Here is a 14,261-nt window from a genome sequence, read left to right as displayed (position 1 = left end):
CGTCAGCTCTCTCCTTGTGTAGTGATCCGGAAGTGCGTGAACAGGGCGGCACCGGCAGGACCCGTGCCGGTCGGCGCCGCCGCGAAGAGCCCGAACAGCGCGCCGACCCAGTTCCACGGAGTCGCGGCGAAGACGGGCCCCGAGCCCCGGAAGCCGCGTCCGTCGCCCGCATCGGCATCGGCAGCGGCATCGGCATCGGCGGAGAAGCGGCAACGCGCGCCGTCGCCGACCTCGATGCGGAGCCGGGCCGTGCCGTCCGGTGCCGGACGCGGGTGTTCGGCGTCGCGTTCCCGGCCGCCCCGCTCGGCGAACCGGTGCACGAGCCGGGCCGTACCGTCGGCGTCCCGCTCCAGGCCGATCCAGGAGTACGCGTCGCCGAGCACCGCGAACCCGGCCCGCGCGCCCGGCGCGTCCGCGGCGAGGCTCAGGTCGACCTCCGCGACGCACGGGCGGAGCGGCAGGCGCTGAGTGAGGACGTGCGGCAGCGTGCGCAGGTCGGGGGCCTGCACGCTGCGGACGCACGCCAGGTGCAGGCCATCTCCGGAGTGCGTCGTGGCCCAGCCGGGCTGCGGGTTGGCGGTCCACTGCCACTGACGCCCGTACCGCCCGCCGGGGAAGGCGTCTTCGGTGACGGGTACGGCGGCAGACTGCTCCGGCAGGTCCGGCTTGCGGTGTACGAGGACGGGGGCGCCGTCGTCGCCGAGCACCGGCCATCCTTCGGTGTCCCAGCGCATCGGCTGGAGGTGGACGACGCGCCCGTAGGGGCCGCGCTGCTGGAAGTGCAGGAACCAGTCCTCGCCACGCGCGGTGCGCACCCATCCGCCCTGGTGGGGACCGTTGACGTCGGTGCCGCCCTGCTGGAGCACGACGCGTTCCTCGTACGGCCCGTGGAACGTACGGGAACGGAAGGCCCCCTGCCACCCGGTCTCCACTCCCCCCGCGGGCGCCAGGATCCAGAACCACCCGTCGTGCCGGTAGATCTTGGGGCCTTCGACGGTGAACCAGCCGGGGATCAGATCGCCGTCGATCAACACGGCGCCCTCGTCGAGGAGTTCACGTCCGTCGGTGCTCATCCGATGGCCCGTGATGCGGTTCTTCACGCCGGACCGCGACTTGGCCCAGGCGTGCACGAGGTAGGCGTGGCCGGACTCCTCGTCCCACAGGGGGCACGCGTCGATGTAGCCCTTGCCGGGCTTGACGAGGTGCGGCCGCGTCCAGGGCCCTCGGATCTCCGCCGCGTTGACCTGGAAGATCCCGTGGTCGGGGTCGCCCCAGAAGATCCAGAACCGTCCGCCGTGGCGGCGCAGCGACGGCGCCCAGACGCCGCAGTCGTGCCGGGGCACGGCGAAGGCGTCCGCGGGTTCGAGGCGTTCGACGGCATGCCCGATCAGCGTCCAGTCGACCAGGTCGCGGGAGTGCAGCAGGGGCAGCCCCGGGACGCGGCCGAAGCTGGAGGCCGTGAGATAGAAGTCGTCCCCGTCCCGCAGCACGTCGGGGTCGGACCAGTCGGCCCCGAGAACGGGATTGCGGTACGTGCCGCCACCACCCGCCCCGCCGGACGCGCTCACACCGTCACCGTCACCCGCACTGCCGAACGCGCTCACACCGTCCCCGTCACCCGCCCTCCCGGACGCCGTCACACCCCCACCACCACCCGCCCCGCCGAACGCGCTCACACCGTCACCGTCACCCGCACTGCCGAACGCGCTCACACCGTCACCGCCCTGCGCACCAGCGCCGTCGCCTCGTCGCGTTTCAGGGCGCCGTCCGCGACGACCGTCACCACGCGGCGTACGACGGTGTCTCCCGGCGCGATCGCCAGCCGGTCCTCCGACGCGAGGGAGGAGCCGACGCCGGGGTACTCCGCGGCGCGCACGAACCACGGGTCGTGCCGGGTCCGCGCCGTCGCACCGGCGAAGACCAGGGTCCAGCCGTCGCCCGCGAGCGCCAGCCAGTCCGCGCGGGCCCCGTGCACGGCCGCCTCGCCCTCCGCCGCCGCGGTGAACACGTGCGGCGGCGCGAACTCCTTCGGGGCGCGCCAGAAGAAGCCGCCGTACCCGGCGCCGGGCCGGCCGTTGGTGGCGGGGCTGCCGAAGGACACCTCGCCGCCGGTGACGTTGGTGAGGGAGAACGTGAAGTCCAGCGCCCAGGCCGTGGCGTCGAGCTCCGTGGCCGCCACGGTGCGGCGTTCCCTGAGCAGCACCTCCCCGGCGGCGTCCTCGGCCACCGTCCAGGTCAGCTCTTCCACGAAGCCGTCGGGGTCGTGCAGCTTGAAGTCCCGGTGGCGCTGCACGCCGTGGTTGCCGAGGTCGACGGGCCCCCGGCCCCGTACGAACGTACGGCCGCCCCAGAAGTTGTACCCCGCCACGTCCGGCACGGCCACCCCGGCCCCGAGGTGGTGCGGGTGGTCCGCCGGGGCCAGCTCGGTGACGGGCGTGCCCGCGAGGGTCGTCACCGGGTGCAGGTAGGGGCGCGGGGACAGGCGCCGGTCCAGGACGTTCCGGTAGGCGTAGCGGCCGACGGGCCGTCCCGCGCAGCGCAGGACGAGGGAATGCTTCATGACGTACTCACCTCGTTGTGAAGGTCGTCGGGGCGGGCCGGGCCCAGTCGGCGCCCAGCTCGGAGTAGAGGCGGAGAGTGTCGGCGGCGAGCACCACCAGGCCGTCGACGCCGTGCACGACGCGTCGTCCCGCCCGGTCGTCCGGGGCGGCGGCCCAGGCCCGTTCGGGCAGCTCCACGGGGTCCGGGGCGGTCCGTACGGCCTCGACGACCCGCATGAAGGCGCCGGTCGCGGCGGGCGGTACGAGGAGCGGGGCGCGCCCTGCGAGGTGCGCGACGAGGTTCTCCAGGAGGTCGGTCCTGCCGTGGAGGGTGGTCCCGCCAGAAGCGGCGTCGGAGTCGGAGTCGGCGTCGGAGTCGCGCCGCTGTCGGCCGGGCACCGCACCCGCACCCCGCACCTCCACCCGGTCCTGCCGGTACCAGAACGTGATGCGCCCCCGCGTGCCGTGCACCACGACGTACGGCTCCCCGGCCGTGTGCGCGCACAGCGTCGCCGCCACCGTGACCCGGCGGCCGGACGCCGTACTGACGCGGACGCAGGACGTGTCGTCGGACTCGATGGCGTGGGCCCGGAACAGTTCGGTCTCCACCGCCGTGACGTCCTCGGCCTCCGTGGCGTCGGCCAGCGCGAGGGCGGTGGAGACGGCGTGCGCGAGGGGGTTCGTGAGGACGCCGTCGACAACGTCGGTCCCGGCGAGGCGGCGGCGCCCCGCCCACGGCGCGCGCCGGAAGTACGCCGCGTCGCGCACCCACGCCCCCGCCCCGCCGACCCCGGTCACGTCGCCGACCGCCCCCTCGGCGATCAGCCGCCGGATCGCGGGGAGCGCGTGCGAGCCGAGCGACTGGAAGCCGATCTGGACGACGGTGCCCGCGGCGGCCGCCCCGTCCGCCATCCGCCGGAACTCCGCGTACGACGGGGCGGGCGGCTTCTCCAGGAGCACGTGGACGCCGCGCGCGGCAGCCGTGAGGGCGAGCCCGGTGTGGGTCGGGATGGGCGTGCAGATCACGGCGACGGCCGCGCCGGTCGAATCGAGCAGCCCGGCGAAGTCCGCGGACTGCTCCACCGCGCCGAACCCGGTCAGCTCCTCCCCCGTGAGCGGCCGCAGCTCGCAGACCCCCACGAGACGTACGAGCCCGGCGTGCTGGAGGCGGCGGATGTTCTCCAGGTGCCGGGCGCCGTGCCCGCGCGCCCCCGCCAGCACGACGGGCAGCGGCCGCCGCGGCCCTAGGCCCCCCGCGCCCACCGCGGCCCTCACCCCTTCACCGCCCCGGCGCTGAACCCGGTGACCAGCCACTTCTGGATGAAGGCGAAGACGATCACGACGGGCACCGCGGCGACGACACCGCCCGCGGCGAGCGCGCCGAGGTCGACGCTGTCGGCGCCCATGAGCGTGGCGAGGCCCACCGGGATCGTCTGCTTGCCCTGGTCGCTGAGGAACATGAGGGCGAAGAGGAAGTGGTTCCAGCTGTGCACGAACGCGAAGGACCCCACGGCGATGAGGCCGGGCCGCAGCATCGGCAGCACGATCGCGAGGAACGCCCGGAAGCGCCCGCAGCCGTCGACCCAGGCGGCCTCCTCCAGGGCGTACGGGACGTTCTTGATGAAGCCGCTGAGCAGAATCATGGAGAGCGGAAGCTGGAAGACGGTCTCGGCGACGATCACGCTGCCCAGCGAGTTGATCATCTGGAGCTCGGCGAAGATCTGGAAGAGCGGCACGAGCATCAGGGCGCCGGGGATGAACTGCGAGCACAGCAGCGCCAGCATGAAGCCGCGTTTGATCCGGAAGTCGAAGCGGGCCAGGGCGTAACCGCCCGCGAGGGCGACGAGCGTGGTCATCACCATGGAGGCGACGCCGACGAGCACGCTGTTCTGGAAGAACGTCGCGAAGCTGCGCTCGGTCCACACCTTGTCGAAGTGCTCGAAGGTGAGGGGCCACGGCACGAGCGAGGTGGAGCCGGTGGGGCGCAGGGCGAAGAGCAGGATCCAGTAGAAGGGGATGAGGGTGAAGAGGAGATAGAGGCCGAGGGGCAGGTGGATCTGCCAGCGGGGCGGCTTCCTCGTACTGCTCATACTGCTTGTACTGCTTGTACTGCTTGTACTGCTCACTTGTCCTGTCCCCCGAACTTGCTGAGCCGCAGATAGAGCAGCGAGCAGAAGAGAAGAATCACGAAGGCGACGGCGGTCAGCGCGGAGGCGTAGCCGAAGTCGTGGGAGTCGACGGCGATGGACGCGATGCGCAGCGGCAGCGTCGTGGTCTCGCCCGCGGGGCCGCCGCCGGTGAGGGTGTAGAGCAGGTCGACGTTGTTGAACTCCCAGACGGCGCGGAGCAGCGTGGAGAGGATGATCGCGTCCTTGAGGTGCGGCAGCGTGATGTGGAGGAACTGCCGGACGCGGCTCGCGCCGTCCACCTCGGCCGCCTCGTACAGGTCCTTCGACACGGACTGGAGGTCGGCGAGGATGAGGATCGCGAAGAAGGGGACGCCGCGCCAGAGTTCGGCGACGACGACGGCGGGAAAGACGGTGCCGGTGTCGGAGAGCCAGGACGTGCCGTAGGAGCCGATGCCCGCGTCGGCGAGGTAACGGGTGATGCCGGTCTGGGAGTTGAAGATCAGCAGCCAGATGGTGGAGGTCAGTACGCCGGAGACGGCCCATGGCGAGAAGACGAGGGCGCGGGCCATCGCGCGGCCGACGAAGGTCTGGTTGACGAGCAGGGCGAGGGCGAGTCCGAGCAGCAGCTGCAGGACGACCTCGACGGCCACCCACTGGAAGCTGAAGCCGAGGGTGCGCCAGAAGTCCGGGTCGTCGGTGAACGCCGTGACGAAGTTGTCCAGGCCCGCGAAGCCGTTGCGCCACGGCTTGGTGGGGTTGTAGTGACGCAGGCTGTAGTAGAAGACGCTGACCACCGGGTAGGCGATGAAGCCGAGCATCAGCAGGGCGGCCGGGGCGATCAGCAGATACGGCAGCCGGCGCGGACTCGCCCCGTTCCCGCGCCGCTTCCGCGGCGGGGGTGGTGGCGCCTTCGCGGTGCCGTGCGGCGGCGGCTTCGCCACGGCTGCGGCGTGTGCCATGACACTTCTCCGATCGTGGGTGTACAAGGCCTTGGACGTGCAGAGGTGAAGCGCTTCGCGTACGTCGTTCGAGATATCGATCAAAGAAAGGCGTCAGCCGGCGTACGGGTCCGGCACCGCGCCGGGCCTGGCCAGGAACGCGAAGTCGCACCCCGTGTCGGCCTGGGTGATCTGCTCGCTGTAGAGCGCGCCGTAGCCCCGCTCGTAACGGGCGGGCGGCGCGACCCACTCCTTCCGACGCCGCGTCAACTCGTCTGCCGACACGTCAAGTTGGAGCTTCCGCGCCGATACGTCGAGCGTCACGAGGTCGCCCGTGCGGACGAGGGCGAGCGGCCCGCCCACGTACGACTCGGGCGCGACATGCAGCACGCACGTCCCGTACGACGTACCGCTCATCCGCGCGTCGGAGATCCGCACCATGTCCCGCACCCCCTGCTTGAGCAGGTAGTCGGGGATCGGCAGCATCCCGTACTCCGGCATGCCGGGGCCGCCCTTGGGGCCCGCGCCCCGCAGCACGAGGACGTGGTCGGGGGTGATGCCGAGCGCCGGGTCGTCGATGGTGCGCTGCATCGTGCGGTAGTCGTCGAACACGACGGCGGGGCCGGTGTGCCGCAGCAGCCGCGGGTCTGCGGTGATGTGCTTGATGACGGCGCCGTCCGGGCAGAGGTTGCCGCGCAGGACGGCGACGCCGCCCTCTTCGGCGACCGGGTTGTCGCGGGGACGGATCACGTCGTCGTGGTGGACGCGGGCGCCTGCGAGCTGTTCGCGCAAGGTGTCGTGGGCGACGGTGGGGCGGTCGAGATGGAGCAGGTCCGTGATGCGGGAGAGGAAGCCGGGCAGTCCGCCCGCGAAGTGGAAGTCCTCCATCAGGTACCGCGCGCCGCCGGGGCGGACGTTGGCGAGGACGGGCACGGTGCGGGCGATCCGGTCGAAGTCGTCGAGAGTGAGCTTCACTCCGGCGCGCCCGGCCAGCGCGATGAGGTGGATGACGGCGTTGGTGGAGCCGCCGAGTCCGAGGACGGTGGTGACCGCGTCCTCGAAGGCGTCCGGGGTGAGGATCCGCGACAACGTCAGCCGCTGACGCACGAGTTCGACGACGCGGAGGCCGGAGGCCGCGGCCATCCGCTCGTGCCCGGAGTCGACGGCGGGGATCGACGAGGCACCCGGCACCGTCACGCCCAGCACCTCCGCGGCGGCGGTCAGCGTCGACGCGGTGCCCATGGTCATGCAGTGGCCCGGGGAGCGTGCGAGACCGCTCTCCAGCTCGGTGAGCTCGCAGTCGCCGATGAGCCCGGCGCGCCGGTCGTCCCAGTACTTCCACATGTCCGTGCCCGATCCCAGGACCTCGCCCCGCCAGTGCCCCGGCAGCATGGGCCCCGCGGGCACGAACACGGTGGGCAGGTCGACGCTCGCGGCGCCCATGAGCAGCGCGGGCGTCGACTTGTCGCAGCCGCCGAGCAGCACGGCGCCGTCCACGGGGTACGAGCGGAGCAGCTCCTCGGTCTCCATGGCGAGGAGGTTCCGGTAGAGCATGGGCGTCGGCTTCTGGAAGGTCTCGCTCAGCGTCGACACCGGGAACTCCAGCGGGAACCCGCCCGCCTGCCACACGCCCCGCTTGACGGCCTGCGCGCGCTCGCGCAGGTGGGAGTGGCAGGGGTTGATGTCGGACCAGGTGTTGAGCACCGCGACGACGGGCTTGCCCAGGTGTTCCTCGGGGAGGTAGCCGAGCTGCCGGGTGCGGGCGCGGTGGCTGAAGGAGCGCAGGCCGGACGAGATGGTCTCGCCGTACCACCGCTGGCTGCGCAACTCACCTGCGGGGAGCGTCATATGGACCACCCGGCGACGATGTCCGCGACCTCCGCGCGTTCCGCTTCCGGCAGCAGGCTGCTGGGGGCGCGCACGTCGCGGCGGCACAGGCCGAGTGCGGCGAGGGCCTCCTTGACGACGGTGACGTTGTGGGCGGATCCGTCGGCGGCGCGCAGCTCCTCGAAGCGGCGGATCATCGCCCAGACATCCATGGCGGCCGGATGGTCGCCGCGTCGAAGCGCTTCGATCATGCGCAGCGAAAGGCCGGGGGCGACGTTGACGAGTCCGGAGGTGAAGCCGGTGGCTCCCGCGGAGAAGTACGAGGGAGCGTAGGGCTCGGCCAGTCCGGCGACCCACACGAACCGTTCGAGCCCCGCGTCCCGGGCGAACCCGGCGAAGCGCGCCGCGTCCGGCACCGCGTACTTGACGCCGATGACGTTGGGGCAGGCGTCGGCGAGTGCGGCGAGGCGGGCACCGGGCAGTGCGGCGTCGCGCAGATAGGGGACGACGCCGAGCCGGGGCACGGCCTCGGCGATGGCCCGGTGGTAGTCGACCCAGCCACTGTCGGAGACGTAGGGATGGACCGGCTGATGGACCATCACCATGTGGGCGCCGACCGCGTCCGCGTGCCGGGCGGCGGCCACCGCGGTCGGCACGTCGTGGCCGACGCCGACGAGGATCGCCGCCCGCCCGGCCGCCTCCTCGACGGTCGACTCGACGACGGCACGGCGCTCCTGCGGCGCGAGCGCGTAGAACTCCCCCGTGTTGCCGTTGGGCGTGAGGGTGCGCACCCCCGCGTCGAGCTGGCGGCGCAGGATCTTGCGGTGGGCATCGTGGTCGATCGTGCCGTCCTCGGCGAACGGGGTCACGGGAATCGCCACCACGTCGGCCAACGCATCACGCTGCGCCTCGTACTTCTCCCCTACTGCTCCGCTCACTTGAGGTCCCCCTCCGAGGGAAAGGCACGCTGTACGAACGACGCGATGTGCCGGTGCAGTGCTTCGGCGGCGCCGTCCGCGTCCCCGACGAGCGCGAGCCGCAGGATCTCCTGGTGCTCGGTCGCCTCGCGTGCCCACGACGGGTCGGCCGCCCAGGCGACGGCGGAGACGAGAGCGGCCTGGTCCCGCACCTCGTCGAGGAGGCGCCCGAGGAGCGGGTTGCCGCAGGCGGCGTACAGCGTGCGGTGGAACTCCCGGTTGGCCAGGGAGCGTTCGGCCGCGTCCTCGGCGACGGCGGCTCGCTCCAGGGCGTCGCGCGCGGCGTCGAGCGCCGTTCCGCGCCGGACGGTGCGGCGCAGCGCCTCGGGTTCGAGGAGCAGCCGTACGTCGTAGACCTCGCGCGCCATGGCCGCGTCCACGGTGCGTACCGCGGCGCCCTTGTACTGGCTCATCGCGACGAGGCCGGTGCCCGCGAGGGTCTTGAGGGCTTCGCGCACGGGCGTCTTGGAGACCCCGAACTCACCGGCGAGCTCCGTCTCGACCAGGGGCTGCCCCGGCCTCAACTCGCCGCTGAGGATGCGGTGTTTGATCGCTTCGAGCACGAACTGCGTGCGCGAGGGGATCGGGGTCGGCACGGACGGCATGGGCACCCTCGGATCTCACGTATCGCGTATCACGTCTCATATATGACGTACGAAGTACGACGCGTAGAAGCTAAGAGAGCACCGCGGAGTTCGTCAACGCTTCTGACAAAGAAGGGTGGTTGGTTGCAGCCCTCGGCCGGGTGGCGGCTCTGCGCCGTGGCGTGCGGCGGCCGGGCTCATGCCTCGGCGGCGGCCCTCGCGGCCTCTGCCGAGCTGTGGTCTTTCAGGTGGTACACGCTGAACGCCTTGCGGATGACAGGCTGGGCGACGTTGCGCACCGGGACGCCGCCCGTGGTCATGCCGTGTTCGGTGCCCGCGTGCGCGTGGCCGTGCACGGCAAGGTCCGCGCCCGCCGCGTCGACCGCCTCCGCGAGCAGGTAGCTGCCGAGGAACGGGTAGATCTCCAGGGGCTCCCCCGCGAGGGTGTCGGGGACGGGTGCGAAGTGCGTCAGCGCCACTCGCGTACCGCAGCCCTGCTCGGCCAGGTCGTCGAGGGAGGCGCGCAGGCTGTCGGCACAGCGGCGGGTGTAGCGGATGAACTCCTTCATCAGGGGTTCCCCGAACTCGCTGCCGCTGCGTCCGACGAAGCCGCCGCCGAACCCCTTGGTGCCCGCGATGCCCACACGTGCCCCGTCGACCTCGACGACCGTGCCCTCTCCTTCGAGGACCCTGACGCCCGCCTCGCGCAGGACGTCGGTGACCGCTTCGGGCTGTTCGTCGTGGTGGTCGTGGTTGCCGAGCACGGCGACGACGGGCACGGGCAGCCCGGTGACCTCCCGCGCGACCACTTCCGCCTCCTCCGGCGTGCCGTGGCGGGTGAGGTCCCCGGCCAGCAGCAGCAGGTCGGCGCAGTCGGGCAGCGTTTCGAACGCGGGCCGGAGCACGCCCTGGCTGTCGAGGCCCATGTGGATGTCCCCCACGGCTGCGATGCGGATCATGCGAGTTCCTCCGGGTGGTCCGGGGCCGCCGATTCGGCCACCACGACGTCGAAGTGGACCGTCTCGCCGTCCAGTTCCTCGTTCACGGTGCGCAGCAGCTCGTCGCGGCAGTGGGTGGTGGGCACGGTTCCGACGACCGCCACGGACGATCCGCGGGGCTCGACGCGGATGCCCAGCTCGCCCAGTTCCTCCGCGGCGAGCCGCTCCTTCAGATGGGCGATGCGGTACTCGACATGGGCCGGGTCGTTCATGCGTCTCCTCCTCGCGGTGCGATGACTTCCAGACGTTCGAGCAGGTAGAGGAAGGCCGCCGGCATCGGCGCGTCCCCGAACGCGTCGCGGACCGCCTCCCAGTCGACCCTCTCCCGCAGCTGTCGCGCGATCGGCAGCACCGCGCCGAAGTCGCAGTGGTGCTCCGAGAAGGCGGCGAGCAGCGCCCGTACGAGGTCGGTCGGCGCCAGGACCGGCATCTGTACGGAGTCCACCGGTAGCGGCGTGGCGCGGCCGAGCAGCTCCGTGGTGACCGGCTCGCCGCCCAGCTCGAAGATGAGGTCGATGTCCTGGCCGAGGCACTTGGCCTTGAGTAGCCAGTCCTCGGGCGGCGCGTAGACCGTCAGGCCCGCCTCCTCCAGTGTGGCCGCGACCGCTTCGGCGTCCTCGGGCCTGATGGCGAAGTCGGCGTCGTGCTGGAGGTTACCGGTCCCGCCGTGCGCGTACACGGCGACGCTGCCGGCGAGCGCGAAGTCGTGCTCGGCCCTCTTGAGGAGGGCGCCGACCTGTTTGGCGGCTTCCAGGATGGCCTGGTTGAGGTCGGGCGGGAGGTCGTCCGCGGGCATGTCGTGGTGGGCCGCGGGCGTGTCGTGGCGCGCGTCGTGGTGCGGGGAGCCACCGGCGTACGGGGCCTGCGCGCCCTGCGCGTCGGGGGCGGTGTCCTGTCGGGTGAGGTCTTCTGCGTTCGGCGTCACCTGCTGCTCCGTTTCCGGACACCGGCGTCCGCACCCGCACGGAACGTACGGAACGTACGGGCAGGCGATGTCCGACGATCCCTGCTCCAGGCAGCTCCGGTACCCGGGCCGCCGGGTTCGACACGGGCCGGTTGCGGCACGGGCCCACGGATCCGGTTCAGGGACGGCGCCACTCGTCGCTCCGCAGATGCGAGCCGGCCTGGGGTCCCATGCGCACCATGCCGCCGTCGGCGACGTAGGACGCGCCGGTCACGTACGACGCGTCGGGACTCGCGAGGAAGGCGATGACGGCGGCGATCTCCCTGGCGTCGCCCGGTCGGCCGAGCGGGATGCCGGGACGGCTCACCTCGTGCACGTCCGTGTCCTCCTGCCCGGTCATGGGCGTGGCGATCTCGCCGGGCGCGACGGCGTTGACGGTGATGCCGTGCTCCGCGAGCTCCAGGGCCATCACCTGGGTCAGCAGTCCGAGTCCCCCCTTGGCCGCGCAGTAGGGGGCCGCGCCCACGCGGGGCTGGTGCTCGTGCACCGACGTCACGTTGACGATGCGGCCGCCCCCGCCCTGCCGGATCATGCGCCGCGCGGCGCGCTGACCGCACAGGAACGGGCCGATGAGGTCGACGTCGACGACGCGCTGGACGTCGGCGTGCTCCAGGTCGAGATAGGGGGTCGCCGTGCCCGTGCCCGCGTTGTTGACCAGGACGTCGATGCGACCGAGGCGCTCGGCGAGGTCGTCCACGACGTCCGCGGCATCGGGCAGCCTGGTCAGGTCCATTCGGGCGACGGCGGCACGCCGGCCGTGCCGGCGCACCTCCTCGGCGGTCCGCTCCGCCCCGTCCTCGTCGCTGTGCCAGGTGATCCCTACGTCCAGCCCCGCGGCCGCGAGCCGGACGGCCGTGGCCCGGCCGATGCCGGAGTCCGCGCCCGTCACGACGGCCACGCCGGGACCGGAAGAGGTGGGGACGGTCATGGAGGTCCTCCTGCTCGTGGAACGGAACACTCGTCGCCCTCCGTCCAGCTTCGGGCAGAGCGCCGTGTCCCGCCCGCCCACGGGTCCTGGACCTCGCGGCCGTACGTCAGTCCCGGCCGTCCTGCGCCGACGGCAGGTCCTCGTCGGAGACGATGTGGACGGCCGCTTCCTCGGCGCCCGCCGCGCCGCCGTCGATGCCCTCGTCGCGGGCGACGACCTGCTTGTCCGTGTCGGGGTGGGCGCCCTCGTCGGGGGCGACCAGACGGCCCGCGCGGTCCCGTCCGGCCTCCGGGTCCATGGGCTCGCCCTCGCCGTCCGGCAGGTCCCCGATGCCGTCACGGCCGGGGCGCTCCGCGTCGGGCACCTCCTCGTCGGGGACTTCCTGGCGCAGCCGCTCGTCGAGCGTCTCGCCCTCGTGCTGCTCCGCGGCCGTCGTGCCGGTCCTGGTCACGCCGAGGGGCTTCTCCGGCGGCGAGTAGCCCTCGTCGAGCATGTCGTCGTACGTGCGCTCGTCCAGCGCGTCCTGGAGGTCGAGCGGCGCCGCGTCCTCCTGCTCCTCGTTGCTGCCGGTGGGCTGGTAGGCGTCGTCCGCCATGTTCTGGTCGCTCATGACTACCTCGCGCTCGGGGGTCCGGTTTGTCGCGCTCGCCCTCTGATGGTCGCGCACAGCCCTTCGTAGTGCCCGCGACGCACTCCCCCAAACGATCAGCCGAGCCGTCAAGCCGTGTGCATGATCTGGATCAGGTTGCCGCAGGTGTCGTCGAGGACCGCGACGGTGACGTCGTCCATCCGCAACGGCTCCTGCGTGAAGTACACGCCGAGCCCGCGCAGCCGCTCGAACTCCGCGGCGACGTCGTCCACGGCGAAGGCGGCTGCCGGGATGCCGTCCTCTACCAGCGCCGCCTTGTACGGCTTCACCGCAGGGTGCCCGTCGGGCTCCAGGAGCAGCTCGGTGCCCTCGGGGTCCTCGGGCGAGACCACGGTCAGCCACCAGTCCTCGCCGACCGCGACCTTGTTCTTCTGCTGAAAGCCGAGTACGTCGGTGTAGAAGGCCAGGGCCTTGAGCTGGTCGTCGACGAACACGCTGGTCAGGTTGATCCTCATGAGGTGCTCTCCGTCGCTTGGGGGGTGTCGGCCTCGCCGGGCCCGATCCATCTGGTCATGATGCGCTCCAGGGGTGCGGTGTCGAGGTCGTGGTACTTGTAGCGGCCCTGGCGCCGCGTGTGGACCAGCCCCGCCGCTTCGAGCACGGCCAGGTGCTGGCTGATCGCCTGCCGGGAAAGACCCACTCCATGGCTGGTCAGCAGCCGTGAGCAGATCTCGAACAGGGTCTGGCCGTCCCTCTCCACGAGCCCGTCAAGGATGCGCCTGCGGGTGGGGTCGGCCAGCGCCTTGAAGACATCCTCTTCCATCACCGGAGCATATGCAAGCAGCGACTTGCCTATCAAGGCGGAAGCCGCCCGCACTCCGGCCCCCGGCCGGACCCCGACCGTCCCCCGCCCCCCCCTCAGCCCCTGCGCCCGACCACCAGCCACCTCGACGGCAGCTCGATACGCGTACCGTCGGACGTGAACTCCGTTGTCGTGAGCGGGAGTTCACCGGACGCCACCACCACGAGCCCGGCCGCTTCGACGTACGAGCCCACCGACGCGTCGGCGACCTCGGCGGGCGCGAGGCCGTGCGCGAAGATCGGCGCCAGCTTGGGCGGGGGCCCCGCGGGGCCCTGCGCCAGGCCCATCAGGACGGGCCGCGCCGCCTCCGAGGGTTCCACGACGAAGGCGCGGCCCCGCTCGCCGAGCAGCGTGGCGATGCTGTCGAGCAGCGGCTGCCGGTCGGCGGGATCGCACTGGTGGAGTACGCCCCGCATATAGATGTTCGCGTCGCCGATCTCCGCGTGCAGCTGCTCCGCCTCGCTCTTCTCGACGGCGTCGAGTTCCCGGAAGTCGACCTGGTCCGCGGGGTCCGCGCGCCGGGCGTGGTCGAGGGCGGCCGCCGACAGGTCGACGCCGAGGACGCGCGGGAAGCGGTCGGCGAGGAACCGTGTCTGCGTGCCGTTGCCACAGCCGAGGTCGACGACGGGCAGGCCGACGGCGGTCATGTGCGGTTCGAAGAGCGCGAGATGGAGGCCGGCGGTGAGGACGGGCTCGGCGTCCCAGAAGACCGCCCCCTCCTCATCGGGGGCCTCCCGCCAGAACCCGTCCCAGGCCTCCCTGTACCGACTCGTGACGCTCATGTCCGTGCTCCCCGGGGTGCGACGAGGCCGCCGAAGCCGACGACAAGATCGGTCTACCGCGCCCCGGTCGCACTCACAAGCGCCCGCGCATTCCTTCCCCGTGCATTCGACAGGTCGGGGCAGGCGGGACTTCGGACACAGGC

The 14,261-nt window shown here is 72.1% G+C and carries 16 protein-coding genes; all 16 read right to left on the bottom strand.

Features of this window, described 5'->3' with window-relative positions:
* Positions 1–2: 2 nt before the first annotated feature.
* Positions 3–1,568 carry a glycoside hydrolase 43 family protein gene (locus NOO62_RS33120; protein WP_268775895.1) on the bottom strand — a complete coding sequence of 522 codons (1,566 nt, stop codon included), beginning with the start codon at positions 1,566–1,568 and terminating at the stop codon, positions 3–5.
* A gap of 140 nt (positions 1,569–1,708) precedes the next feature.
* Complete coding sequence (locus NOO62_RS33115; RefSeq protein WP_268774473.1) at positions 1,709–2,560, bottom strand: PmoA family protein; 852 nt, start codon at positions 2,558–2,560, stop codon at positions 1,709–1,711.
* Positions 2,561–2,567: 7 nt separating this feature from the next.
* Positions 2,568–3,815: a Gfo/Idh/MocA family protein gene (locus NOO62_RS33110; protein WP_268774472.1), complete on the bottom strand. Its 1,248-nt coding sequence runs from the start codon at positions 3,813–3,815 to the stop codon at positions 2,568–2,570.
* Entirely contained in the window at positions 3,812–4,630 is an 819-nt protein-coding gene (locus NOO62_RS33105; RefSeq protein WP_321170632.1) for a carbohydrate ABC transporter permease, read from the bottom strand. The genes NOO62_RS33110 and NOO62_RS33105 overlap by 4 nt, the downstream gene beginning before the upstream one ends.
* Before the next feature lie 32 nt (positions 4,631–4,662).
* Positions 4,663–5,628, bottom strand: coding sequence for a carbohydrate ABC transporter permease (locus NOO62_RS33100; RefSeq protein WP_268774471.1), 966 nt, complete (start codon positions 5,626–5,628; stop codon positions 4,663–4,665).
* Between the two features lie 93 nt (positions 5,629–5,721).
* A complete protein-coding gene (gene araD / locus NOO62_RS33095) occupies positions 5,722–7,455 on the bottom strand; it encodes an L-arabinonate dehydratase (protein WP_268774470.1) in 1,734 nt (577 codons plus the stop codon).
* Positions 7,452–8,372, bottom strand: coding sequence for a dihydrodipicolinate synthase family protein (locus NOO62_RS33090; RefSeq protein ID WP_268774469.1), 921 nt, complete (start codon positions 8,370–8,372; stop codon positions 7,452–7,454). The genes araD and NOO62_RS33090 overlap by 4 nt, the downstream gene beginning before the upstream one ends.
* Positions 8,369–9,016 (bottom strand): GntR family transcriptional regulator, encoded by a 648-nt coding sequence (locus NOO62_RS33085; RefSeq protein WP_268774468.1) that lies wholly within the window; start codon positions 9,014–9,016, stop codon positions 8,369–8,371. The genes NOO62_RS33090 and NOO62_RS33085 overlap by 4 nt, the downstream gene beginning before the upstream one ends.
* 176 nt (positions 9,017–9,192) lie before the next feature.
* Entirely contained in the window at positions 9,193–9,954 is a 762-nt protein-coding gene (locus NOO62_RS33080) for a metallophosphoesterase family protein (protein WP_268774467.1), read from the bottom strand.
* Positions 9,951–10,205, bottom strand: a complete 255-nt coding sequence (locus NOO62_RS33075; protein ID WP_150174055.1) for a hypothetical protein — start codon at positions 10,203–10,205, stop codon at positions 9,951–9,953. The genes NOO62_RS33080 and NOO62_RS33075 overlap by 4 nt, the downstream gene beginning before the upstream one ends.
* On the bottom strand, positions 10,202–10,918 hold the full coding sequence (locus NOO62_RS33070; protein WP_268774466.1) for a nucleotidyltransferase domain-containing protein: 717 nt from the start codon (positions 10,916–10,918) through the stop codon (positions 10,202–10,204). Before NOO62_RS33070 ends, NOO62_RS33075 begins: the two co-directional genes overlap by 4 nt.
* 157 nt (positions 10,919–11,075) lie before the next feature.
* Positions 11,076–11,885, bottom strand: coding sequence for an SDR family oxidoreductase (locus tag NOO62_RS33065; protein WP_268774465.1), 810 nt, complete (start codon positions 11,883–11,885; stop codon positions 11,076–11,078).
* A 106-nt stretch (positions 11,886–11,991) separates the two neighbouring features.
* Positions 11,992–12,495 (bottom strand): DUF5709 domain-containing protein, encoded by a 504-nt coding sequence (locus tag NOO62_RS33060; RefSeq protein WP_268774464.1) that lies wholly within the window; start codon positions 12,493–12,495, stop codon positions 11,992–11,994.
* A gap of 107 nt (positions 12,496–12,602) precedes the next feature.
* A complete protein-coding gene (locus tag NOO62_RS33055; RefSeq protein WP_268774463.1) occupies positions 12,603–12,989 on the bottom strand; it encodes a VOC family protein in 387 nt (128 codons plus the stop codon).
* Complete coding sequence (locus NOO62_RS33050) at positions 12,986–13,297, bottom strand: ArsR/SmtB family transcription factor (RefSeq protein ID WP_268774462.1); 312 nt, start codon at positions 13,295–13,297, stop codon at positions 12,986–12,988. The genes NOO62_RS33055 and NOO62_RS33050 overlap by 4 nt, the downstream gene beginning before the upstream one ends.
* 95 nt (positions 13,298–13,392) lie before the next feature.
* Positions 13,393–14,118, bottom strand: a complete 726-nt coding sequence (locus tag NOO62_RS33045; RefSeq protein ID WP_268774461.1) for a class I SAM-dependent methyltransferase — start codon at positions 14,116–14,118, stop codon at positions 13,393–13,395.
* Positions 14,119–14,261 lie beyond the last annotated feature (143 nt).

The sequence above is a fragment of the Streptomyces sp. Je 1-369 genome (assembly GCF_026810505.1).
GTDB lineage: Bacteria > Actinomycetota > Actinomycetes > Streptomycetales > Streptomycetaceae > Streptomyces.
Note: the sequence above shows the minus strand (reverse complement) of the source record. Positions and strands in the feature narration are given on the sequence as shown.

Coding starts and splice junctions, on each gene's coding strand:
- NOO62_RS33065 (WP_268774465.1), bottom strand. CDS start 11,885: ATGACCGTCCCCACCTCTTCCGGTCCCGGCGTGGCCGTCGTGACGGGC.
- NOO62_RS33115 (WP_268774473.1), bottom strand. CDS start 2,560: ATGAAGCATTCCCTCGTCCTGCGCTGCGCGGGACGGCCCGTCGGCCGC.
- NOO62_RS33080 (WP_268774467.1), bottom strand. CDS start 9,954: ATGATCCGCATCGCAGCCGTGGGGGACATCCACATGGGCCTCGACAGC.
- NOO62_RS33055 (WP_268774463.1), bottom strand. CDS start 12,989: ATGAGGATCAACCTGACCAGCGTGTTCGTCGACGACCAGCTCAAGGCC.
- NOO62_RS33085 (WP_268774468.1), bottom strand. CDS start 9,016: ATGCCGTCCGTGCCGACCCCGATCCCCTCGCGCACGCAGTTCGTGCTC.
- NOO62_RS33060 (WP_268774464.1), bottom strand. CDS start 12,495: ATGAGCGACCAGAACATGGCGGACGACGCCTACCAGCCCACCGGCAGC.
- NOO62_RS33045 (WP_268774461.1), bottom strand. CDS start 14,118: ATGAGCGTCACGAGTCGGTACAGGGAGGCCTGGGACGGGTTCTGGCGG.
- NOO62_RS33100 (WP_268774471.1), bottom strand. CDS start 5,628: ATGGCACACGCCGCAGCCGTGGCGAAGCCGCCGCCGCACGGCACCGCG.
- NOO62_RS33105 (WP_321170632.1), bottom strand. CDS start 4,630: ATGAGCAGTACGAGGAAGCCGCCCCGCTGGCAGATCCACCTGCCCCTC.
- NOO62_RS33050 (WP_268774462.1), bottom strand. CDS start 13,297: ATGGAAGAGGATGTCTTCAAGGCGCTGGCCGACCCCACCCGCAGGCGC.
- NOO62_RS33075 (WP_150174055.1), bottom strand. CDS start 10,205: ATGAACGACCCGGCCCATGTCGAGTACCGCATCGCCCATCTGAAGGAG.
- araD (WP_268774470.1), bottom strand. CDS start 7,455: ATGACGCTCCCCGCAGGTGAGTTGCGCAGCCAGCGGTGGTACGGCGAG.